Source organism: Rubritalea profundi, from assembly GCF_002954445.1.
GTDB lineage: Bacteria > Verrucomicrobiota > Verrucomicrobiia > Verrucomicrobiales > Akkermansiaceae > Rubritalea > Rubritalea profundi.
Window position 1 is genome coordinate 3,010,730 of record NZ_MQWA01000001.1, and the last position, 23,431, is coordinate 3,034,160.

Sequence of the window (23,431 nt, forward strand, 5' to 3'; positions counted from 1 at the left end):
CTGTTCAACAAGACGCGTTATCCAATCACTGACACGCTGGAGAGTCCAACATATCTAATAGTCTGACAATACCTGAATACGCTATCCATTGATCTGTATGGGATCTGAGATGTGGTGTGGGCTACGGAGGGCTATCGTTGATCTATCCGCAAATGCTGGCGCAGAGGCAACTCGACCTTTAGCTGATCTGTTAAATGAGCGTTCCAGCTCAGTCTTTGCGCTCGAGCCGATCTTCTGTGTGGCTTTATTTATAATGAGATCAATCCAGCATTTGTTTACTTCTAGCGCGAAGTGGTCTGACGCAGCGCTTGCGAAAAAATGGAGAATTATTTTGGCTGATACTGAGATCGAACACGGGTAGTAGTTGACGGTTTTGTGAGTGGCTGGCAATTTCCATCTAATCTTATGGATAAAACAATCAAACTGAGAGCTGATATTGAAATCGGTGTGTGCCCAACGCATGTAAAATTTGTAGGTGGACTGGTTCCGGGTGATGACGGGAAACTCCCTCGTGATGAGAATGGCGAGCTTTTTGCCGTTGCTGAGATGCGAAGACTAATAAAGCGTTCAGCTGTAAAGATCGATTCTGTTCAGATTTCCCAATTCAATGGGGCCGACGCTGATGATCTAGCCGAAATGTATGAGCAGCTTCAAGGGTTTGGGCTGATAGTTAAAATTATTTTGATGGTAGGCGGAGCAAATCCAATGGACCCAGCTGATGAAGATGCTGTGGTAGCTCAACTAGTGGAAGGTGTGAACACGGCAAAGAAGTTTGGTGTCACAGAGGTGGGGTCAACCTCGCTCGAAGAATGGCTCTCTGGTGCTCCTCGCAAAGAGGGCGCTGATTTTGATGCCGCGGTCGAGCAGATAATCAAAGTCCACAAGCGGGTCTACGATGAAGCTGGGATCGAGAACTCCGACCTCACAGTTTGGCAGTTCGAGTTCCTACGCGGGACTGAGTTTACTACATTCACCGACCTCGGTCGTGTGTGGAAAGTGGCAAAAGGCCTGAATGCTATTCTAGAAAAGAAGTTCTTCAAGCTACTTGTCGATGCAGCACATTGTGGTGATTCTGCGCTGAGCATTCCTGAAAATGAAGCTTTGATCGAACAAATCGCAGAGTCTGGTGAGTTAGGAATGTTCCATGCGTCAGCACTGACAACGCGTGGCTGCCTCAGTACTGATGATGGCTGGATTGGGGCTCTTCTAACAGCTTGCGCTAAGACCGGTAAACTCACAGAAGTGATTGTGGAACTCTTCCACCACGAAGACGAGGCTCTCGCCGCCCTCCGTGAAGCTGTTTCAGGTCACGGCACTGACACGCTCGACGGCCGAAGCTACACCGACGCAGTCGTCGACGGTCTAGAAAATGTTTCCCGTCGCATCAATAATCTAGTTGCCCGCGGCATCCTTCCTGAAAAGAAGTAGGTTACTCTAAATTTACAAATTCAAACGCACCCGAGGTTGAATTCTCGGGTGCGTTTTTTTGTGAGTTCTCTAAGTTTAGGAAACTACCGTGAGTGATTTGGCTGCTTCGGGGTCGAGTTCTATGCAGGTCCATGGGAGGCCAAATTGGTTGAGGTCTTCCATGAATGGGTCTGGGTCGTTCTGCTCCATGTTCCAGACTCCGGCGGAAGTGGTCCATTTTCCTTCTAGTAATAATTTAGCGCCAATCATGGCGGGGACACCTGTGGTGTAGGAGACTCCTTGGGAGCCTACTTCAGCGAAGCATTCTTCGTGGTCGCAAATGTTATAGATATAGACTGCTTTTTCTTGTCCGTCTTTGATGCCGCGGATGATACAGCCGATACATGTCCTGCCGGTGGTGGTCTTGCCTAGGTCACCTGGGTCTGGTAGGACGGCTTTGAGAAACTGCAGGGGGACGATTTTTTGACCGTTGTACTCGATTTCGTCAATACGGGTCATGCCGACATTTTGCAGGACTTCGAGGTGTTTGAGGTAATTCCCCGAGAATGACATCCAGAATTGTGCGCGCTTGATGGTGGGAATGTGCTTGGTGAGCGACTCCATCTCCTCGTGATACATCCGGTAGATCGAGTAGGTTCCGACTTGTTCTGGGCAAGTGAACTTCTGTGAAAGCGACATTGCATCAGTTTCTTGAAAGGCTCCATTTTCCCAGTGCCGGCAGGCTGCAGTGACTTCACGGATGTTGATCTCAGGGTTGAAATTGGTGGCGAATGCTTGGCCGTGGTCACCTCCGTTGACGTCAACGATGTCGAGATAGTGGATCTCATCAAAGTGGTGCTTGAGCGCCCAAGCTGTGAAAACGTTGGTGACGCCTGGGTCGAATCCAGAGCCAAGCAGAGCTTTGAGACCAGCCTTCTCAAAGCGTTCTTGGTATGCCCATTGCCAGTGGTATTCGAATTTTGCTTCGTTCGGTGGTTCGTAGTTCGCGGTATCAAGGTAGTGGACTTCAGCTTCGAGGCAGGCATCCATCAATGGAAGATCTTGGTAGGGGAGGGCTACATTGATGACGAGCGATGGCTTAACTTGTTTGATGAGAGCAACCGTTTGAGGAACGTTGTCAGCATCAATTCGAGCAGTGCTGATATTCACACCGTAGCGCTCCTTGACAGAGTTGGCAATTGAGTCGCATTTCGAGACGGTGCGTGATGCAAGAGTGATGTGGCTGAAAATGGTGGAGAGCTCAGCACATTTGTGAGCAACGACGGAGCCGACACCGCCGGCGCCGATGATAAGAACGGTAGACATAATCGTGTAGAATTTTGTGGGTTAGAGAGTCTTGTAATCGTTAGTTTGGGAATTGTCAGAGCTTTTATTTTAGAATTTTTGAGGGTTAGCTTGCCATGATAGATGATTTGGTCATGATACCACAAAACTTGGCATGAGAAATGCCTTGGAATCCTTTACCTAACACAAATAAGACTAGCAGATGAGCGATAAAATCGTTGAAATTACAGAGGCTGAATTGGCTCAAAACCTAAAGACATTTTGGCTAAAAGCACTTTCCGCTGTGGAAATGCAGAACCATACTTATGCCATTAGTTTGGTCAATGCGGTGCTTAAAGATGAGCCTGGTTTTCTAGCTGGCCGTCAACTCGCGCGTAAATGTGCTATCCAAGTGGTGGCTACTTCAGGAAAGAAGAAGAAGATCGGCAGTATGACAGCACGGCTATCTGGTGGAGTGTCGTCAATGAAGCTGGCTAGTGCTGCTAAAAAGGACCCAATAAGCGCCTTGATTCAGATTGAGAAGGAGCTGGAAAAAGACCCATATGAGACTCAGGTCAATGATGTGCTATTTGATACGGCCATGCGTCTGAACCTCTTGGATACTGCAGCCTTTGCGCTCGAAACCGTGCGTAAAGGTGCGCCAGAGAACACGAAGCTTATGCACAAGCTCGCTGAGCACTACCTACTACGTGATATGCCAGATGTAGCGACCGATGTATATAATGACATTTTGAAGCAGGACCCAGGAGATATCCATGCGGTCAAGGGGTCTAAAGATTCATCAGCCCGGGCATCGATGAAAAAGCAAAGATGGGAAGATGCCCAAAGTATCGATGACCTGAAGAAGGATACGGCGGAAATGGCTGAAATTGAGGCTTCGGATCGTGCGGCAATGACGAAGGATCAGCAGATCGAAAAGTTAGGTAAATTGATCGAACAATATCAAGCAGATCAAAACAATCTCATTGTTGTGAAGGATATCGCCCAACTCTACGAAGAAATGGAGAACTGGAAAGATGCGCACGCGTTTTATGACTGGGCTTTCCAGATCAGTAACGGAGACGCAGCACTGAAGCTAAAGGCTGGCCAGATTGGTGATCGTGTTGCCAATGAGGCTGTTAAGGAAATCGAGGCTCAGCTTGAGGGAGATCCTAACAACGACGAACTTCGCGCCCAGGTCGTATCAGCTAGGCAGCTACGCGCTAAGGAGTCCGTGGAAGAGGCTGAAAAACGAGTGGAGCAAAACCCTACTGACCCGCAACTCCGTTTCGAGCTTGGCTCAGCTCTTTACAATGCCGGCCAATACAGTGACGCAATTCCGCATTTGCAGCAAGCAACACGCAACCCACACATCCGGACACGCGTATTGCTTACTCTCGCGCGTGCTTTTGATGGGAAATCTATGTATGACCTTGCTCTCAAGCAGTTGTCCGATGCCTTGGCTGACTTGCAAGCAATGGATACGACTAAGAAAGAGGTTCTTTATGAAAAAGGCCTGATTCACGAGAAAATGGGAGTGAAGGATGAGGCTCTGGAATGCTTTAAACAAATCTACGAAGTTGATTACGGCTATCGTGATGTAGCCACGCGTGTAGAGTCGTCCTACAGCTAGTCTGAATTTTCAAAAGCTTTAAGCTTCAGCCTTGGAGCTTTTATTGAGAAAAGTTATTCAATAATAGTGCCAAATAAGTGTTGCGCAGACGAGATATCTAATGAAGATGCGCGCTCGAAGTGAGTTGCCATACTTAATGGCGCTCGCATCTGATTTAATCAACAAAGGAGAAACGTTATCGCAGCAAAACCAAGAAGAGGCGGTCGTCGCCCAAACAGAAGACCCGGCGGAGGAAGAGGCCGTTTCAAGAGAAAAGTAGTAGACGAACGCGAGGATAAGTCTGTTGAGCTTGAAGGAATAATCAAGGTTGTTCTTGCTGGCACTATGTTCAGAGTTGAGCTTGCTGGTGGCCACGAAGTATTGGCGCACATTTCAGGTAAAATGCGTAAGCGTTTCATTCGTCTAGTTATTGGCGATCGAGTACGTATGGAGATGTCTCCTTATGATACTACGAAGGCTCGGATCACCTTCCGTATTGGTTAATTTAGAGGATTTTTTTTAGCTCAGTGCTCATGCTTAGGTACTATAGTTACAAAGGATGTGGCACTTGCCGTAAGGCCAAGAAGTGGTTGGCTGAAAATGCTGTCGAGGTGGAGGAAATCGCGATTCGCGAGACTCCACCCTCAGTCGACGAACTGAAGTTTGCATTGCAGAGTGGTCACACTCTCAAAGCACTTTTTAATAGCTCTGGCGGAGACTACCGTGAGCTGGGGATGAAAGACCTCCTTCCTACATTGAGCGATTTGGAAGCGCTGGAGGTGCTTCATAGCCGAGGAAACTTGGTTAAGCGTCCATTCCTAGTTTCGCCAAAAGGGGCCTTGGTTGGTTTCAAGCAGGCTGAGTGGGAGCAGTTTTTTCTGTAGAGTCGAATTTTTGGACTTAGCATAGTTAGATATTTCTGCTAGGTATTTGTATTGATGTTTTTTGAGAATGGTCAGCAGGTGTTTTTGGCGATCTTGATGGTCGTTGTCTTTACGGCCTTCGTGAAGGAATGGCTGTCTACCGAATTAGTAGCCATTGGTGGGCTGGTGGCCTGTATTTTTTCAGGAGTGCTCTCGGTGACTCCAGGAGCTGAGAATAATGCTTTATTGGTGTTTTCTCACCCTGCGCCGATCACCGTGGCGTGTATGTTTATTATGAGTGCGGCACTTGATCGCACTGGAGTGATTGAGTCCTTGGGCAATTGGTTCGAGAAGTTTGCAGGAGGAAGTCCAATGCGGATGTTGGTGGTGATGTTGATATTGGTTGCCAGCTTATCTGGTTTCGTTAACAACACGCCGGTAGTTGTAGTTTTCATGCCTATTGTTTTAGGGATATGCCGCCGAAAGGATTACAAGGCTTCAAAATTCCTGATTCCACTGTCCTATGCCGCGGTCGCTGGTGGAACCATGACGATCATTGGGACGTCGACGAATCTCGTGGCTGCGGGTATTGCCAACAAGGAGATGAGGCCATTTACCATGTTTGAAATCACTCCTTTGGGACTTACCTTTGTGGTAGTGGTGTTTGTTTACATGATTACTATTGGCAGGAAATTATTGCCAGACCGCACGACATTGGCCGCTTTGATCGATAACGAAACGAGCCGCGAATTTATAACGCACGCCTTTGTTAAAGAGAACTCCCCACTCGCTGGTCAGCTATTTCCTGATTCAGAGTTAGCTAAGATAAAGAAAGCGAGAGTGATAGAAGTGCGCAGAGATGGTAACCGATTGCTGGACCCACTACCAGAACTTCGATTTAAAATGGGGGATGAAATTGTTTTCAAAGGAGGAGTCCAAGCTCTGATGGGAATCAAGAATAATACCGATGTCGATGTACGGGGTGAAGAAAAACTAGGCTTGGAAGACATCCGTACGGAGTCGGCAGTATTGATGGAAGGTATTCTGGGCCCAGAGTCCTCCCTAGCAGGAAGAAATCTAAAAGAACTCAACTTCCGTCAGCGCTTTGGAGTATTGATTCTAGCCGTGCATCGCAAGGGTGAGAACCTGCGTGAGCGATTCGAGGACGAGCGCTTAAAGTTTGGTGACACGCTGCTAGTGCAGGGACCATCTGAGAAAATGCAGCGACTCTTCCAGCAAAAAGATTTCATCAACCTCAGCGCTCCTAAGCACCAAGAAAGTCGCACGCACAAGGCACCATTTGTGCTTATGTCTTTAGCTGCTTTTATTCTGATTGGAGCACTCGGAGGGAACTTTGGTATTCCTGCAGTACCTACGGTGCTATTGGCGATGTGCTGTGCTTTCGGGGTTTTGGTGACACGTTGTCTCGACCCACATGAGGCGTTTCAAGCGATTGAGTGGAAGGTCGTGTTCATGATTTGTGGTATGCTGGGGCTAGGCATGGCGATGACTCATAGTGGTCTCGCTGCAAATACCGCAGGAGCTGTGGTTGCGCTAGTGGATGGTCTTAGTTTTGTTGATGCTGGGATGAAGCCTTACATCATGCTGGCAGCTTTTTATCTGTTATCCAATGTGCTGACCGAGATGATTTCGAATAATGCGGTGGCTGCCTTGCTTACACCCTTGTCTATCTACGTGGGTATTCAGATGGGCGTGGACCCACGACCATTCGTTGTGTCAGTGATGTTCGGTGCCTCTGCCAGTTTCTCCACACCGATCGGCTACCAGACCAACACGTTTGTCTATGGTGCTGGTGGCTATAAATTCAGCGACTTCTTCAAAGTAGGCTTCCCGCTCAATGTGATGCTGTGGATTGTAGCGAGTATCATGATTCCTTGGCTCTGGCCATTCTAGCGTTTTTGGCTATTTGGAATGTGTGGCTCGAAGGTGGTAGTGCGTGTGTACGATCTGGCTTTGGCAAGCTTGGTTGCCTTTTTTTGCAGATATTCCTGCATTCTGAATACGCTGACTTTTCCTTTAGGCAGGATCCGCTCTGAGCTGCCGTCTTCTAAGATACGGTGTGCTTGCTGGTTGTCTTTGAACGCGCATTCGAGGATGTCAGAGAGTTGATTTTTGATCTCCTTGTCGGTGACTGGAATCATGAGTTCTATCCGCTTTTCTAGGTTGCGTGTCATCCAGTCAGCTGAGGAAATGAATATTAGATTGTCTCCACCTTGGTGGAATTGGAAGATTCTGGAGTGCTCGAGGTAGTAGTCGATCACCGAGACTACTTCGATGTTTTTGGCTTCTTGGCGGGAGCCGGTTTTGAGGCAGCAAATACCACGAATGTTGAGCTTGATTTTAACTCCCGCTTTTGAGGCACTATAGAGGGCATCGATGATGTCCTTGTCTTGGAGTGAGTTTACCTTGGCCGTGATAAATGCTTTCTCCCCAGATTTAGCCCGCGATGCTTCGCTGGAGATCAGCTCGAGTAAGCGCTTCTTCATGTGCGTAGGGGCTGGAAGGATATGTTTTGGAGTGAGTAGCTTTGAGCGACCAGTGATGGCATTGAACACAAGCGAGGCATCGGCACCAAAGTTGTCATTTGCTGTGAGGATAGAGGCGTCAGTGTAGAGGCGAGCGGTTGTCTCGTTGTAGTTTCCTGTGCCAAAGTGGCAGTAGCGCTTGATCGACCCAGCTTCTTTTCTGAGGACTAAAGTTATTTTAGCGTGGGTTTTGAGCCCCTTGACTCCATAGACTATTTGGACACCTGCGCGTTGGAGTTCTTCCGCTTTATGGAGGTTTCTAGCTTCGTCAAAGCGAGCCTTGATCTCAACAAGGACTGTCACTTGTTTGCCGTTTTCAGCAGCACGAATGAGAGCATCAATGATGCGCGAGTTCTTGGCTGTGCGATAGAGAACTTGCTTGATGGCTAAAACACCATCGTCTTTGGATGCTTCTTCTATCAAGCGGATGACGGGGTCAAAGCTGTGGTAGGGATGATAGAGTAGGATGTCTTGCTTCGCGATTTCATCAAAAATTGAATTCTGGAAGTCGATGCTGGTGGCGGCCTGAGGTTCCCACGCTGGAGCTTTGAGTTCCTCGTAGCCAGAGATGAAAGCGAGTTGCATGAAGTCGCTCAGGCAGAGCGGTCCCGCGATTCTGTAAATTTGATCGACGCTTGCTTTGGCTACTGAGAGTACTGTTTTTTCTAGCAGCCTTGATCCTGTGGCGCTCATCTCGACACGTACTGTGTTACTGGTTTTTCTCGCTGAAAGGACTTCTTCCATCTCGCCGGCTAAGTCGATCGCGTCTTCTTCCTGAACCGCAATGTCTCCATTCCGTGTGATGCGAAATACCGTGTGCGCCCTCACTGTTTCACTAGGGAAGATGCCGCTGGCGAAGTCAGCGATGGCTTCTTCTATGGGGATGACGTATTGAATACCGAGTTCTTCTACCTGAATGAAGCGATCAATGCCTTCGGTGATGGGGATGAGCACGATCCGTTGCTGCCCTTTTTTACTCTTCATCATGCATGCTACAATCAGAGTCATGGCTGGCAGGGTGAGAGCTGGATGGCTGTCACTCTCAGGTTCTTGATCGAGGGCGAGTGGAGTGAGAAGCGGGAATACGTTTTTTTCGAAGCGGTGACGAACTTGCTCCTTGATGTGTTTCGGAAGCTTTTTTGGCGAGCAGATATGGATCTTATTTTTTTCTAACTCAGGCAGTAATTCGTCATTCAATAGAGAATGTTGCTCTGAGATTTGAATTTTGACACGCTTACGAATGGCGGTCAATTGCTGCACAGGAGTCATTCCCGCTAGACCTTTCTTTCTCGATCCAGTACTTTTTAGTAGGGTGAGACCACCGACTCTCACTTGGAAGAATTCATCCATATTCGAAGCGCTGATCGCGAGGAATTTGAGGCGCTCAAGTAATGCTTTGTCTTGACGTTGAGCTTCGCTGAGGACTCGTTGGTTGAACTCAATCCACGAGAGTTCTCTGTTTATGTAGCTGGAGGACATGATGGTTTAGCTGAGTTGGTCTTCTACGAGGTTGATTTCTAATCCGAAAATATTTTCAAAGAGGTCGCCTTTGCTCTGCATAGCTAAGCGTTCGGCATGTGCATCTGCTACACGAAGAAGGAAAATGTGGAGACGTCGCCGGCTCACGCGAATTTCTAGCTCGCTGACTCGGCCAGCATGAGAGCGTTCGAGGGCGTCGGCGATGCGGAGTAGGGATGCAAGTTTGGAGACTCGCATACGGTTGATCATATCGAGATCCTTGTAGGTCGAGTGACTTGGTTTCGGCAATGAATTGCGGTGATAGCGAGCGATGAGGGCGATCATTTCGACGTCATTGCGGGGGAGGCCGAAGATCTCGCTATTGAGGATGATGTATTGCGAATGTTTGTGGTGGGCTCGGTTGCTGATGAATCCACCGCATTCGTGGAGAATTGCGGAGATGTGCAAGAGTAGCGCATCGTGCTCAGTGAGTTTGTGGATATCTTGGAGTTGCTCGAAAAGTTGAAGTGAGAGATTTGCCACTTGGCGAGCGTGCTGCATATGGACCTTGTATTTTTTTGCGATTTTTTCGGCAGATCTAATCACCTCCATAGTGAACTCTCCGGATAGCGATGGGGTTAGGTTGAGGTCTTGGAGCAGTCCTAATTCGTAATCGCTCTCTGGGATATGGATGCGCTTAGGGGAGAATGCATCGACAACAGCTAGGTTGATCTCAAGTGCTGGTAGAATTGCTTCGGCTGTCTGGTAGTCGACTCGATAGCTCTGGACTATTTCATCGTCATCTTTTTTCGCCGCTTTATCACAGAGATGAGTGAGAGCTTCGGAGCTACATGACTTGTCTTTGAACTCTTTTATGAAGCTACGGAGTAATTGGATCTCGTAGCCGATGAGGACGATGTGTTCGATGTTAGCCTCCTGAAATTCTTCAATAATGGAATCCAAGGGGCCCTTGATCTGCGAGCGCACACTTTTTCTATAAGAATTTGTGCGCTCATTTTTGGCAATACTTTCTCCAGTTCTGTGAACTCCAAGCCGGTAGCTACTGTAGGAGGTGATTCGACCTTTCTGAAGTAGTATAGCGCGTGTGTTACCTGGACCTACATGAAGGACCAGTGTGTTGAGTGAGCGCATGGATGGGGTGTCACTCACCCGCCTGCGGGTCTTCAGATAGATGAGGCGTGTCATTTCCCCATCGTCGAGAATCTCGACATCCATTCCGCAGCTGATGTGAATTCGATTGAGGAGGATCTCTTTGTTCGTTGCTTCTGAAAGGATGTTAGTGGCAACAACTCTCAAGTGGGCCATGCTAACAGCAGCAACGAGTTCATCAATGCTTTGTTGGAATCCGGTAAGGATGTTGACACAGCGCTCGATTGTAGAGCGGTTGAGTTTTCCGCGACTGAAGACATCGTGCGCGATAGGAACCGATTGTTCTAAGAAATCGATTTGTTCCGCCTTGCCTTCAGGGTTTTCTGTATAGATGAGTAAGGAAATTGAACTTGCGCCGATGTGTATTGTTGCGCTAATCGGCCTTTGCGGTGGGAGGGGAAGCGAATCGGAACTCATGCTCACAATATGTCAATCCCACGGGCGTCTTGCAATAAGCAATCTGGCTTGGTTTGTGACGAAGTCGTTATGCTAGATATTTGGCTTGAGTTCCTGTGCCAATAGCGGAGATGATAGATGGCATGTTAACCGATGAAGCAAGCGTGATGTATCGTGTCGAGCCTGGCGTGAAAATTGATCTAACCACTCAGGATCCTTCAGATAAGAGACTGTGGGAGAACGGCTCCAAGTCTGTCCATGCGGAATTGATGCTAGAGAAGTTAGATGAGCTAAAGGCTCTGCAGAATCTACTGTTTGCTGAGGGCAAGCAAAAGGTATTGATCGTAGTTCAGGCTATGGATGCGGGAGGGAAAGATGGTTGTGCAAAAAATGTATTTTCCTCAATGGACCCGCAGGGGGTGCATGTGAAGGCATTCAAGTCTCCGCATGAAGAGGAACTCGCTCATGACTTTTTATGGAGAGTGCACAAGGCTGTGCCGGCAAAGGGGATGATAGCAGTCTTCAATCGCAGTCATTACGAAGACATTATTGCAGTGCGAGTGAAGAAGTTATTCCCAGAGAAGGTGTGGATGAATCGCTATAGGCACATTGTAGATTTTGAGAAGATGCTCACAGATGAGGGAACTAAAATTGTGAAGATTTTTCTTAACATTTCGAAAGAGGAGCAAAGAGAGCGACTGCAAGCGAGGCTTGATGATCCAGCTAAGCTTTGGAAATTTGACCCAGGTGATCTAGCTGATCGAGCTCGTTGGGACGAGTTCATGGTTGCGTATAGTGATCTCATCTCAAAGACCTCCTATGACCATGCTCCGTGGCACGTCGTGCCGTCCGATAGAAAGTGGTACAGAAACTTGGTGGTTGCTCAGATTGTGATCAACGCCCTCAAGGGCTTGAAAATGGAATTTCCTGAGGTGAAGTGGAATCCGAAAGATATGCACGTTAAGTAATGGCTGTATTTACCAAAGAGTTAGAATTCCAAACTAGCGGGAAAGGGACTTACGAAATTAGTCACGAAGTGGAACGAATTGTTGAGCAATCTAATGTTCGCCATGGAACTGTCACGATCTTTGTGAAGCATACCAGTGCCAGTCTAGTCTTGATGGAAAATGCGGATCCATCTGCGCGCCGTGATCTAGAGATGTTTTTTGATAAACTGGTGCCCGAAGATACTGACTATTTTATTCACACTTATGAAGGGGCCGATGACATGCCGTCTCACATACGAATGGCTTTGACTCGTAGCAGTGAGGTGATTCCTGTGCATGAACGACAAATGATGTTGGGGACGTGGCAAGGGATCTTTTTGTTTGAGCATCGAAGGGCTCCACATCGCCGCCGCATTGTAGTGACTGTGATGGGGGATTCATAGAGATGGACGAGCCTATAGATGTGTGGGTCAACTTTGACGTGGTTGATGAATGTGACGATTGGATAGTGGTCAATAAGCCAGCGCCCTTGATTGTGCATCCCACGAGTAAGAAAGTTGAGCCCACCTTGTTAGGTGGACTGGAGCAGTTGTTGAGTTTTGATATTCAAAATGGAGCAAGGCTGTCGATCATCAACCGCCTTGACCGTGAGACCAGTGGTCTAGTCCTCGTGGCAAAGCGTAAGTTTGCGGCTCGGATGTTTGGTCGTGCAATGGAGCGTCGACTTTTCGAGAAGGAGTATGATGCCATTTGCCTTGGTTGGCCGGCTTGGGAGGAAAGGTCACTGGATGCCCCGTTGTTGCGTAAGGGTGAGTTGGAGTCATCTCCAATCTGGGTAAAACAAATGGTGCACCCAGATGGGAGGCCTAGCGAAACGTATTTTAGAGTAGTCAAGCGAGGGACGCACCGAGGGGTGAAGGTGAGTTTACTCAGAGTGTTTCCTAAGACGGGCAGGATGCATCAGATTCGAGTGCACGCAGCCTACCTCGGCCATCCTTTGGTGGGTGATAAAATTTATGGTGAGGATGAGACGTGTTATTTACGCTATATTGAAGGCGGCTGGAGTGCTAAGCTTGCTTCTCAACTGTTACTGAAGCGTCACGCCCTGCATGCTTCTAGGATGGCGCTCACCCTCGATGAGGTCTCGTTGGAGTGGGAAATTGGCTTAACCAAGGATCTAGATGACTTTTTTGATGCGTAGAGTGAAGGGTTTTGGTAGTTCTTAGCTATGGCTAGTCTGCGTGAAATTGAGTGCTATATAAATAAGGAGTTGAGGCTGGGGGAGATCCCAGATTACTCAGCGGCTCACAATGGGCTTCAGTTGTCAAACAATGGTGAGGTCACCAAGGTGGCAGCGGCGGTAGATGCCTCCTTGCCGGTAATTCGTAAAGCCATCAATGAGGGGGCTGACATGCTAGTCGTGCACCATGGACTTTTTTGGCAAGGTGTTCAGTGCTTAGTCGGGGCTCAGTACGAAAAATTTGCAGAGGCAATACATGCGAATCTAGCTATCTACAGTGCGCATATACCTCTCGATGTGCACCCCACGCTCGGGAATAATGCATTGCTTGCAAAAGCTATTGGCATGGAGAATGCCATCAGCTACCACGACTGGAAGGGCATAAAGCTGGGATTGCGGCAGGAGATGGAGCTAGAGTTTGAGGAGATGATTCAACGAGTGGAGATGGCTTTAGGGCAGGATGTTCATTTTTGCCGAGGTCGCAAAGAGCCGTCAGTGGGTGTGGTTGGTGTAATCACTGGAGGGGCTGGATCTGAAATAGCAGCGATGGCGGCACAAGGAATCGATACATTTATTACCGGGGAAGGGCCGCATTGGAGTTACCCCTTGGCTGAAGAGTTGGGGGTAAACCTCATCTACGCTGGACACTATGCTACCGAGACTTTTGGAGTCAAAGCTCTCAGTGCTCAGATTGCCGAGAAATGGGGGGTTGTGCACACATTTATAGATCACCCTACTGGGATTTGACGTAAATATCTCACCCCTAGATACTTTGTCGAGTTGGGGTGCCTTTTAAAAAAAAAAGCTTAAATAGTCCTTGCTATCGACAGGTGAAAAATTCTATCTTGCAACTAGATATCACTGCTATGTGAGAGTTCTCTTTCTTGAATCAACATCGTTGAAGTTAAGATAGATTGTTAAGAATTAGCTCTCGAAGAGCTAAACTCCACGAAACCAACCTAAGGAAATATGAAAAACACAATGAAATACGCATTCGTAGGTGCAGTCTTCGCAGCCGCTGTGCCATTCGCAGCAGCTGCAGAGAAATCTGCTGCCGACGTGAAGAAGTGCAGCGCTGTTTATAAAAGCGCTTCAGAAGCCATCGCTAAAGATCCAGCTAAAGTACTCGAACTGGTATCTAAGCTAGTGGCGGCTAATGAATCCTGCGCCGCTGATGTCGTAAAAGCAGCCATCATAACAACGAAGGCAAATAAAGAGCTAGTTGCTCAAATTGTGGAGACCGCAGCAACTTCAGCTCCTAAACAAATTTCTCAAATTGCAGCTGCAGCAACAGCCGTAGCTCCTGATACAAGCCCTCAAATTGCTGCAGTAGTGAACAAAATCAATGCTCAGCTAGGTACCGCCCAGTCAAATTCTGGTAAAGTGAACCCGAATTCATCTCCTGGTGGTCTAGGGAACAGCCCATCTTATGGAGGTTCTGCTCCTGGATTTTCCGGCCTAAGCACGGGTGCCGGTGCTGGAGCTGCTGGAGCTGCTTCAGGAAGTAGCGTTATCACTACTCCTTCTAAAGCAACTCGTAAATAAATATAACTTATCTATGAAGCTAATTAAAGTATGTACTGTAAGTGCACTCGCTACCGGATCACTTGCTGCGCAAGGCATTTTTAATGTGTCACCAAACGATGGCATTACAGAGTCCATCCCTCTAGAAGTCACTGGCACAATCAACTTCGGTTGGGATGATAACCTCACTCCAACAATCGAAGCTAACCGTGGTGATGAATCAGCCTACACGTCACTTAAAGTTGGGGCGAATTACTTAAATATTGATCCACAGACCAATATTGATTTCAGCCTTAAGTTGGGAGTTCTTTATTACCTCGACAACATTGAGAATGCTGCAGCGAGTGACACTTATAGTGATTCACAAGTATTGCTTAATGTTTCTCACAATGTGAGCGAACGCCTTCGTTTTTCCACACGAAACTATGTATTCTACGGGCTCGAGCCTGACTATAACTACGGAGCAGTCAATGACCGCACTAATGAAGAATACCTATTCATGTCCACAGATAACTCAATGGGTTACAAGTGGACCGAGCGTCTAGGTACTTACACAGGTTTTAAGTATGACGATCTTAGCTACAGTGGCGGCGACACGCGTAATGATCGTAAGAGCCTGACTCTCTACAATCAATTCCGCTATGTCCTGTCTCCTCAGGCAATCGCTACTTTGGATTATCGTTACAGAATGGCCGATGTGAGTGGAGGACTCGATTCCGATAACCACAAGGTGCTTGCTGGTGTTGAGTATCGCTTGAATAGTACAGCGGTTCTTGTTGCTAAAGCAGGAGCTCAGTACCGTAAGGTTGATTCTCTTGACGCCTCTTCTGATCCAACATTTGAAATTGGTTATATGCAGCGTGTGAATGAAATGTTCCGCGTGCGTGCTGACCTTTCGTATGAGATCAATGATTATGGAACGTCTTTCCTCGGGAGTAATTTCGAGAACAATCAGGCATTCCGTATTTCACTCGCTGGTGATTACCACCTCTCACAGAAGTTGTACTTCACAGGTGGAATCAACTACGTGGCAAATGAATACTATGGTGGGCGCCCTGAAGACGAAGTAGACGTGCTCAACTTGAGCATCGGAGCTACGTACAAGATGATGGACAACCTTGCTGCGAACCTTAACTATAACTACACGAATTCCAGTGATGATGGTGATACACTTAACCGTGATTACGATCGTAACCGTGTGCAGGCTGGCTTAACTTACACATTCTAAGTTAGCTAGCTTATTGTAGGCGTTCTTATATTTAAGAGCCTCATCTGTATATTTTACAGATGAGGCTTTTTTCTTTGCCAGACGATACCTATTCCTATACTAGTTCCATTTGATTTCCAGCCGTTTACCGTTTGAATATGCAACCTAACAATTCTTTAAATACCTCCGATGCGACCCTCCATGCCGTCGATTACTTACAGATCTTAAAAAATAGGTATGGTATTATTTTACTTACATTTATCTTAGTTGTTCTCACTGCTGCCGTTATTACTTATGTAATGCCAAAGAAGTATGAGGCGATCGCTGTGGTGAAGATTAATCCATTGGGTACGAATAACCAAGTTTTGGGAAGCGGTTCCTCAGCTCTCATGACTAGGCAGTTTTTCGGTACTGAGTTTAAAAAGATTGAGTCGGATGAAAATTTAAAAAGAGCGGCTGAGCTAGTTCAGTTGCCACAAAAAATGCAGATCTCAACCGATGAGGCTATTCTGGTACTCAAAGGTGGACTCTCGGCGAGGCAGGAGCGAGGTACCGACCTGATTGAGATTTCATTACGCATGGTGAAAGATAACCGTCAATACGTAAAGCCCGCCACGGAAGCTATCGCTCTGGCTTATAGCGAGATGCGTATAAATCAAGAGACTAAGCGACGCGACAAAACACGCGTTGAATTGGCTAAGAAAATTCAAAAGTATGAGGATATTGTCGAAGATTATAGAACTAGACTGCTAGAATTTTCGGCCAAGACTGGAATCTATTCACTAGATCGCAGCAGTGGTGGAGCTACTGATGTTGTTCGTCGTGATCTCCAGCAAGAGAATATGCTCTATGATGAAGCAGTGAAAGCTAGGGACGAATTGGAGCGACAAGTAAAGGACCTTGTAGGTCTTGATGATGAGACATTGATTTCTCACGTGTCTGGCCTCAATCGTCCTGAAAGTGCTGTCCTAGCATTGACGTTTCAGCAATACCAAGATGCTAAACGCGAACGTGCAGGAGTAATTGCTCAAGGATTAGGCGAGAATCATCCACAGGTGAAACATCATGATTCTCAAATTTCAATTCTCAGAGAGACCCTAGATGCCAAAGTGCGGAGAGTAAGAGATTTACTTAAAGTGTTACTTGAGCAAGCTGGAGCCAAAATTGCTCGCCTCCAGATATCAAAAGACGCATCCCAATCAGATGCTAAAAACACAGCTGAAGATTACACGCGATTTCAGTCATACCAAGATGAATACAAAGACTCAGTCAATAATCTGAATACTCTAAGAACGAGTAATGTGATTGAAGAATTGCAGGAGAATATGTCGATTGAGCCGATTGAGTTCTACTCATACCCGCAAGAGCCAGAAGTGGCTGATTACGTTTCTCCGAATTGGATTCTAAATATGGCACTCGGCAGTGTTGCTGGTATGATTTTTGGTATAGGTATTGCCTTTTCTTTAGAGCTTATGGATACTTCAGTGAAAAGCTTGGAGGATGTAGAGAGGTACCTTCAGGTCCCAGTGCTTGCCGTAGTGCCAAGGGACGTGGGAGTGCTTTATAAGATGTCGACAGCAAGCCCGGATGCGGAAGCTTATAGAATTCTGAGAACGAACATCGAGTTCAACCGTCCTAGTCAGGATGACAATGCGATCACGGTCGTTTCAGGTGGTGCCGGTGAAGGTAAGTCTACAACCTTGGTGAACTTAGCCTATATCTGTGCCCAAGGTGGCTATTCCACGCTGATGATTGATGCTGACCTGCGTCGTCCACGTCTCCACACATTCTTTGATATCAACAACAGCGTGGGACTGACTAACTATCTCACTACGACACTTCCGCTTGAAGATGTTGTTCTTCAAACATCAATAGAAAACCTCTACTTCATGCCATCAGGTATTTTACCGGCAGATGCATCTGGAATTTTAAATTCTCGCCGCATGTCTGAGTTGATACAGGAAGTAAAGAGCCGTTTTGATTTGGTTCTTGTTGATTCTCCTCCAATTTTAGGTGTGAGTGATGCCTCCGTTATTTCTAGTGAAGTAGACCTCACCATGATTGTAGTACAGCACAGGAAGCTGCCTCGCAATATGCTAGTTCGAGTCAAGCAGGCGGTCGAAAATGTGGGAGGCACGGTGCTGGGAGTTGTCTTGAATAACGTAGATTTACGCAGTGATAGTCAGTATCAGTATTATACGAGTTACTACACCTATTACGCCCCAGGTCAGAATAAATCTGCAGCTGCCGAAGCTACTGCTAAATCCAGTTCTGACTCGCCAAAGACTAACGACCTTTACTAAACTTATTTTTACCGCTAAACTACAGATTATGAAAAAAGCTTTCTTCTTACTAATATCTTTGATGGCTCTGTGCCTTCCCGTCGCTCAAGCGTCCTCTGTGACTAGCGGTGAGAAAGTAACCATTACCATCAAAGGCGTTCCAGCGAGTGAACAAGCTTCGATCAATAGTGAATACGTTGTCGATGACTCTGGAAAATTGTACCTGCCGATGCTTGAAGTCGGAATTAAGGCATCAGGAAGCTCTAGCTCATCGGTGGCTCGTAGGATCGAGGCCGCCTATAGAGATGCTAAAATATACACAAATCCTCGAATCACTATTCTGACTATAAAGGACGATATTGTAGGTGAGGATATAGCTAAGCGTAATAACCAGTTCGTGACCGTGTCTGGCGAGGTGAAGCGCGATGGGCCGGTGCAATACCGCACTAATATGACAATCTATGAAGCTATAGCTACTGCTGGAGGGGCAGATACCTTTGGAGCGATGAATCGTGTGAAGCTTGAACGCAATGGTAAAGAGACTATATATGAGCTCATAAAAAGTTCAAAAAATCGAACAATTAGAGTGCGAGTGGGAGATGTGATCACAGTTCCACCGAAGAATGCATTTGGTAGATAGAGTATAGAGGTACCTATTTTTATAGCTCATTCTCTTTGAGAATGGGTTATTTTACTTATTGAGCCTAGGCTAAAGTCGATTATAGTGTAGAAACATGAATTCGAGCTCTTTAGCCATCCTTACCTCGTTTGTATTGAGTGCAGCACTCGTCGCTGAGCCTGCCGCGGAGCTCTTCAAGAAGCTCAATGCCGATAGCTATGCTGAAAGGCACAAAGCTCAGCTTGAGCTTGATACGTGGGCTGTTGCGAATCCTGCTGAGTCGCTTGAGCTATTCTTTAAAGAATATAAAGCAGCCGCGACACCTGAAGTGAAGGTGCGAGTCGGCCAGTTACTTCGAGATCGCGTGATATTTGAAAAATTCGGGAAACCCAAAGGATTTGTAGGTATTCGAATGGATAACGGTGCTGAGAAAGTTGACGATGAGTTACATGCAGTAGTTTTGGTTACCAATGTTGTCAAAGACTCACCCGCTGAGATGTTTGGACTGAAGCAAGGGGACGCTATATGGAGAGTCGACCAGCAAACATTCAACCGCAATGCATTAGCGTACCTTCAATTTAAAGAGATTGTCACCTCTAAAAGGGAGGGAGACACAGTCGTGATTGATCTCGTCCGTGGCGGCAAGCGAATCGAAGTGAAACTAGTGTTAGGTACGATGCCGGCCGATCTTGAACGACTGAATAATAGGTTCCTTAATAAAGATCCTGAATTAGATAAACAAAACTATTTCGACAATTGGCTTCAAAGTAAGATGGAAGCCGCGGTCGAGAAGCCTAAGTTAGAATCGGCCGTTAAATGATAGGCCTAGTATATTGACGTTGCCACTTGAGGTGCCGTCAAAGGATCCACCAGCAGTGGACTCTGCCAAGTCTACGGTTTTCGCGAAAATGTGGGTGAAACCAAAGTCCACGCTGTACTTCTCGTTGATCTTATAGGTGGTGCCCGCACTGAGCCAGAGTCTCTCTGAATCTGGAATACGTAAGGTTCTATATTCCGCTGAGCTGACAGGACTTTCGTCAAAGGCAATACCAGTGCGGAATGTCCAATTGTCATCGTGTTTATAGGTGACACCAGCGGCGATACGGTAAACATCTTTCCAGTTCTCAGCAGTGGCAGGTAAGTTGGCATTGGCTGTTTTTATGAGAAGTTCGTCAAAGGTACTCCAATCAGTCCAGGTGAAGCTAGCATGGAGGTTCCATTGCTCGTTGAGCTCATGGTAGCCACTGAGTTCAATTGATTGAGGGAGAGTGGAACCTGCTGTTGCATTGGTGGTGCTGCCTGGAGGTAGCACCCCTGGAAATCCCGTGTCTGTTTTCACCGTCCCCTCAAGTTCGAAGTCGATTTTTGAATAGTAGGCTAGGCCAAAGCGCGTTTTATCATTGAGCTGAAACATGGTGCCGAGGTTGAAGCCGTAGGCCCAGTCATCACCCTCGACATCTAATATCGTTGCTCCTCCTTCAATCTGAGAACTATTCGGGACCGAGTTTGTGAGTGTACTATCCACATAGACTGCATCAAATCCCGCACCGATACTCCAGCACTGATTGATCTGATACGCAGCCTTCGGGCTTAGATAGTAGGTCGTGATCTCACTTTTATTAGCGAGACTCGTTGCCGAGAAACTATCAGAGTAGTCAGTGCTGAGACCGAAGCGTGAATGGAGGGCGAAACCCACTGCTAAGTCTTGATTGATACGGTGACTTAAATAGGCGTAAGGAATGAGTGCCGACTGTGCTGGTCCCACATCTTTAGCTGGTGTGCCGTTGAATGTTCCAGTCACTTCTACATCGGGCGCTAAATAGGAAAATCCAGTAGAAAATTGGGTGCCGTCGAGAAGCAACATGCTTGAGGCATTCGTTGCAATGGCCGAGGCATCCTCAGCTATGGCTGCTTCACCAGCAAATGCCCGACCTAAACCACTTGTCGAACGTTCCTGTAGTTGATAACCCGCTCCGAGGCTTAAACTCGACGTAGTCATCAGGATGAAAGGAATAAATATAGGGGGAGGGGTCATGTGTATTTTGCGATTAGCTAACTTTATGTAAACAAGTGTTTGTTTGTCAAGTTTCTTCAAGTTGTTGTAGAGATGACTCTCGTGTGTTGACAGCTTGACTCGGTTAGGAATACTCAGTGCTGATGGATCGTGATTCAGCAACAGAGAGTGTGTCGCTCAAACGAAAGGTGAGAACAATTATTTTCGAAGCGGAGACTCCCGCTGGGAAAGCGTTCGACGTAGCATTATTGTGGTGCATAGTCTTGAGCGTTCTGGTTGTGATGCTTGAGACGGTCGAGTCGGTTGATACGAGATACTCAGGCTGGCTGTTGTTTTTTGAATGGTTTTTCACAGGGATATTCACTTTAGAATACGTTTTAAGGCTTTGGTGTAGTAAGCGGTCATCAAAGTACGCCACGAGTTTCTTTGGAATAGTAGATTTTCTCTGCTGTCTACCAGCCTATATTGTTCTCTTTTTTGGTGGTTCCTCGGCATTTGGTATAGTGAGAGCCTTGCGCTTATTGAGGATGTTTAGGGTGTTAAAAATGGTGAACCATGTTCACGGTGCCGACGTCATTCTTCATGGTTTGGCTCGCTCAAGAGCCAAAATTACAGTCTTCTTTTTTGCTATCGTGCTATTTTCTACTATTGCTGGAACTGTGATGTACTTTATTGAGGGCGGGCAGCCTAACACGGAGTTTACCAGTATCCCAAAGAGTATCTACTATGCCATCGTATCGATAAGTACTGTTGGCTATGGCGACGTCGTCGCTCAGACGGAGTTAGGTCAATTTGTTACCACTATTATGATTTTAGCGGGTTACGCTGTGATAGCGGTTCCAACAGGCATTGTGACGAGTGAAATGATGAAAGATCAGAGCTCTCAAATGCCAGATAGATCGACTGATGCCTGTCCTAGCTGTGGGGTACACGGGCATCTGCCAGATGCCTCGTACTGCCGCCGCTGTGGCAGTACGATGGATGAAGACGAATAAACGAGTTTTCGACTACCTAGGAATGATAAGTTTTTTTCCTATGCCGATGTTGGATCCCTTAAGACGATTGGCTCTCTGGATTGAACTCACAGATGTGCCATACTTTCTAGAAAGGCCGTAGAGAGTGTCTCCTTTTTTCACGGTATGAGTGATAGGTGGCTTTTTCTTAGGTTTGACAGCGACAGGGGTGCTCTTACGTGGCGCTGGTGTGCTAGCTATCTTGGGAGGAGTAGTATATGCGGGTTTTGGCGTTGCTACATATTGGGGTTTTGGCGCAGCTTTTTCGGCGCTGATTTTTTCTTGCCACGAGAAATGTATTTTCTCTTTGGTGGGCTATCTGCCCATTTTTCTACGTAGTTGCCGTTGCTATCGAAGGGGCCAAAATTCGGTTGATAGCCGGCTGTTTCGTAGACTTCAATAGTGCCACCGGTTTGATGACCACAACTACTAAGCAGGCAGGCTAGGCAGCCGATTGCGGCTGGCACTATGGAGACCTTTAGTTGAGAAATAAGAATAGATGGGCGGGTCATGTAGGAGATAGGTTTCGGTACGAAGTACGAGGTGAGAACTTACACCGATATTTGTTTAGAATAAATTAAGATCACTGTTTGGTGAGGCCATCTTTTCGGGACTGCTTCCAATAGGCGTATTCTGATCGGTTAAAATCAATATATTCAGGTGACATATCACTGGTGTAAACGGTGTATTCAGCATCACCAAGATGGAGGTTGATCGTGATCTCAAATTTATCTTTAGCTACGACTTTACGTAGTTCATCCATAGGAGTATTTGCTTCAATCCCACCAAGACAGGCAGGTTTTGAGCCGATGTGGATATCGATCATTTCTTCTCGGATCATCGCCCTAGAATAACCAACAGCGTGGATGATGCGTCCCCAGTTAGGGTCGTTGCCATTCCAGGAAGCTTTGACGAGTGCTGAGTTTGCAACAGCTTCCGCTACTTTCTTTGCGTCACTATAGGTTCTAGCTCCATTGACTTTGACCGTGACAAACTTAGTGACACGTTCACCGTCTCTGACTAATGATTTGGCCATTTCTAACATGACAAACTCTAGAGTTTCTCTGAATAGCCTATAGTTCTTTGATTTAGGTTTGATGCGAGGCATCCCGCTCTCGCCATTGGCTAGAACGACAACTGAGTCATTGGTGCTCATGTCGCCATCGATGGTGATACGGTTGAAGGAATTCTCAACTGCTTCGTGGACTGCTCTATCGAGGCAGGCTTTACCGATGTTTATATCAGTTGTAATAAAGCAGAGCATGGTGGCCATACTCGGGCAAATCATTCCAGCCCCCTTTGCGCAGGCTCCTATTCTGACTTTATGGCCGTCCAGATCCATTGAGATGGCGATCTCTTTGTGCTGGGTGTCGCTGGTCATGATGGCCTGAGCCACATTGGTGCCTTTCTTGGAGTCTAAGCCTGCCACCAATTCCGGAAACTTTGGAGTGATGCGCACCATCGGCATAGGTAAGCCGATGACACCTGTGGAGCATACTGCCACCTGTCCCTGGCGGAGGCCTAATGATTTAGCTATGGCTTTGGCTGAATTTCTAGCATCTTGAATACCTGTGACACCAGTGCAGGCATTCGCATTGCCGCTGTTGACAACAATGGCTTGGATGTCCCGGTCGCGGAGGTGTGCCTGAGAGACTCTCACTGGTGCGGCTTTGACTCGGTTCGTTGTGAAAGTTCCCGCGGCAACGCAAGGGCTACCACTATAAATAAGAGCGAGGTCTAGGCGTTCGGCGTCTGGAGTCTTGATGCCAGCTGATACAGCATTGGCAACGAAACCTTTTGGCGCACATACGCCACCTGTTATTTTACGAAACGGTGTCGGCATCTTTTA

The 23,431-nt window shown here is 47.0% G+C and carries 21 protein-coding genes and 1 pseudogene; 16 read left to right on the forward strand and 6 right to left on the reverse strand.

The features are described 5' to 3' along the window. Positions 1-405: 405 nt before the first annotated feature. Positions 406-1,428 (forward strand): hypothetical protein, encoded by a 1,023-nt coding sequence (locus BSZ32_RS13280; protein WP_105043859.1) that lies wholly within the window; start codon positions 406-408, stop codon positions 1,426-1,428. 75 nt (positions 1,429-1,503) lie between these two features. Here the strand turns inward: BSZ32_RS13280 and BSZ32_RS13285 are convergent, their stop codons facing one another. Then, a complete protein-coding gene (locus BSZ32_RS13285; protein ID WP_105043860.1) occupies positions 1,504-2,733 on the reverse strand; it encodes a saccharopine dehydrogenase family protein in 1,230 nt (409 codons plus the stop codon). A 181-nt stretch (positions 2,734-2,914) separates the two neighbouring features. Between BSZ32_RS13285 and BSZ32_RS13290 the strand changes: the two genes are divergently transcribed. From BSZ32_RS13290 to BSZ32_RS13305, 5 genes and pseudogenes are all read left to right on the forward strand, one after another. Continuing rightward, the gene (locus BSZ32_RS13290; protein WP_105043861.1) at positions 2,915-4,324 is read left to right on the forward strand and encodes a tetratricopeptide repeat protein; all 1,410 of its coding nucleotides are present in this window, start codon (positions 2,915-2,917) and stop codon (positions 4,322-4,324) included. A 100-nt stretch (positions 4,325-4,424) separates the two neighbouring features. Then, positions 4,425-4,583, forward strand: coding sequence for a hypothetical protein (locus tag BSZ32_RS19430; protein WP_206018846.1), 159 nt, complete (start codon positions 4,425-4,427; stop codon positions 4,581-4,583). 26 nt (positions 4,584-4,609) lie between these two features. Beyond that, a pseudogene (infA, locus tag BSZ32_RS19435) lies at positions 4,610-4,807 on the forward strand (translation initiation factor IF-1); the annotation flags it as partial. Positions 4,808-4,836: 29 nt separating this feature from the next. Next, a complete protein-coding gene (locus BSZ32_RS13300) occupies positions 4,837-5,187 on the forward strand; it encodes a Spx/MgsR family RNA polymerase-binding regulatory protein (protein WP_105043863.1) in 351 nt (116 codons plus the stop codon). A 54-nt stretch (positions 5,188-5,241) separates the two neighbouring features. Next, a complete protein-coding gene (locus tag BSZ32_RS13305; protein WP_105043864.1) occupies positions 5,242-7,080 on the forward strand; it encodes an SLC13 family permease in 1,839 nt (612 codons plus the stop codon). On the opposite strand, the gene ppk1 is transcribed toward BSZ32_RS13305, so the two are convergent. Both ppk1 and BSZ32_RS13315 read right to left on the reverse strand, forming a co-directional pair. After that, positions 7,077-9,191, reverse strand: a complete 2,115-nt coding sequence (gene ppk1 / locus BSZ32_RS13310) for a polyphosphate kinase 1 (RefSeq protein ID WP_240610642.1) — start codon at positions 9,189-9,191, stop codon at positions 7,077-7,079. The two genes, BSZ32_RS13305 and ppk1, sit on opposite strands and share 4 nt — an antisense overlap. A 6-nt stretch (positions 9,192-9,197) precedes the next feature. Further along, on the reverse strand, positions 9,198-10,757 hold the full coding sequence (locus tag BSZ32_RS13315; RefSeq protein WP_105043866.1) for a Ppx/GppA phosphatase family protein: 1,560 nt from the start codon (positions 10,755-10,757) through the stop codon (positions 9,198-9,200). A gap of 122 nt (positions 10,758-10,879) precedes the next feature. On the opposite strand from BSZ32_RS13315, the gene BSZ32_RS13320 reads away from it, so the two are divergent. The 9 genes from BSZ32_RS13320 (at position 10,880) to BSZ32_RS13360 (ending at position 19,375) form a co-directional block, all read left to right on the forward strand. Further along, positions 10,880-11,704: a PPK2 family polyphosphate kinase gene (locus tag BSZ32_RS13320; RefSeq protein WP_105044855.1), complete on the forward strand. Its 825-nt coding sequence runs from the start codon at positions 10,880-10,882 to the stop codon at positions 11,702-11,704. Next, on the forward strand, positions 11,704-12,126 hold the full coding sequence (locus BSZ32_RS13325) for a secondary thiamine-phosphate synthase enzyme YjbQ (protein WP_105043867.1): 423 nt from the start codon (positions 11,704-11,706) through the stop codon (positions 12,124-12,126). The genes BSZ32_RS13320 and BSZ32_RS13325 overlap by 1 nt, the downstream gene beginning before the upstream one ends. 2 nt (positions 12,127-12,128) lie before the next feature. Next, positions 12,129-12,884 carry an RluA family pseudouridine synthase gene (locus BSZ32_RS13330; RefSeq protein WP_105043868.1) on the forward strand — a complete coding sequence of 252 codons (756 nt, stop codon included), beginning with the start codon at positions 12,129-12,131 and terminating at the stop codon, positions 12,882-12,884. Between the two features lie 27 nt (positions 12,885-12,911). Next, on the forward strand, positions 12,912-13,670 hold the full coding sequence (locus BSZ32_RS13335) for a Nif3-like dinuclear metal center hexameric protein (protein ID WP_105043869.1): 759 nt from the start codon (positions 12,912-12,914) through the stop codon (positions 13,668-13,670). 234 nt (positions 13,671-13,904) lie between these two features. Next, complete coding sequence (locus BSZ32_RS13340; RefSeq protein WP_129589756.1) at positions 13,905-14,468, forward strand: hypothetical protein; 564 nt, start codon at positions 13,905-13,907, stop codon at positions 14,466-14,468. A gap of 13 nt (positions 14,469-14,481) precedes the next feature. Then, positions 14,482-15,675 carry an outer membrane beta-barrel protein gene (locus BSZ32_RS13345; RefSeq protein WP_105043871.1) on the forward strand — a complete coding sequence of 398 codons (1,194 nt, stop codon included), beginning with the start codon at positions 14,482-14,484 and terminating at the stop codon, positions 15,673-15,675. Between the two features lie 137 nt (positions 15,676-15,812). Next, positions 15,813-17,957, forward strand: coding sequence for a GumC family protein (locus BSZ32_RS13350; RefSeq protein ID WP_105043872.1), 2,145 nt, complete (start codon positions 15,813-15,815; stop codon positions 17,955-17,957). Positions 17,958-17,985: 28 nt separating this feature from the next. After that, positions 17,986-18,576, forward strand: a complete 591-nt coding sequence (locus tag BSZ32_RS13355) for a polysaccharide biosynthesis/export family protein (protein WP_105043873.1) — start codon at positions 17,986-17,988, stop codon at positions 18,574-18,576. Between the two features lie 94 nt (positions 18,577-18,670). Further along, positions 18,671-19,375 carry a PDZ domain-containing protein gene (locus BSZ32_RS13360; RefSeq protein ID WP_105043874.1) on the forward strand — a complete coding sequence of 235 codons (705 nt, stop codon included), beginning with the start codon at positions 18,671-18,673 and terminating at the stop codon, positions 19,373-19,375. On the opposite strand, the gene BSZ32_RS13365 is transcribed toward BSZ32_RS13360, so the two are convergent. After that, the gene (locus BSZ32_RS13365) at positions 19,355-20,590 is read right to left on the reverse strand and encodes an OmpP1/FadL family transporter (protein ID WP_105043875.1); all 1,236 of its coding nucleotides are present in this window, start codon (positions 20,588-20,590) and stop codon (positions 19,355-19,357) included. The genes BSZ32_RS13360 and BSZ32_RS13365 overlap by 21 nt on opposite strands. 122 nt (positions 20,591-20,712) lie before the next feature. Here BSZ32_RS13365 and BSZ32_RS13370 point away from each other — a divergent pair, with 122 nt between their 5' ends. Further along, on the forward strand, positions 20,713-21,564 hold the full coding sequence (locus BSZ32_RS13370; protein WP_105043876.1) for an ion transporter: 852 nt from the start codon (positions 20,713-20,715) through the stop codon (positions 21,562-21,564). Between the two features lie 254 nt (positions 21,565-21,818). On the opposite strand, the gene BSZ32_RS13380 is transcribed toward BSZ32_RS13370, so the two are convergent. After that, entirely contained in the window at positions 21,819-22,094 is a 276-nt protein-coding gene (locus BSZ32_RS13380) for a hypothetical protein (RefSeq protein ID WP_105043878.1), read from the reverse strand. A gap of 71 nt (positions 22,095-22,165) precedes the next feature. Then, entirely contained in the window at positions 22,166-23,425 is a 1,260-nt protein-coding gene (gene argJ, locus BSZ32_RS13385) for a bifunctional glutamate N-acetyltransferase/amino-acid acetyltransferase ArgJ (protein ID WP_105043879.1), read from the reverse strand. Positions 23,426-23,431: the final 6 nt, after the last annotated feature.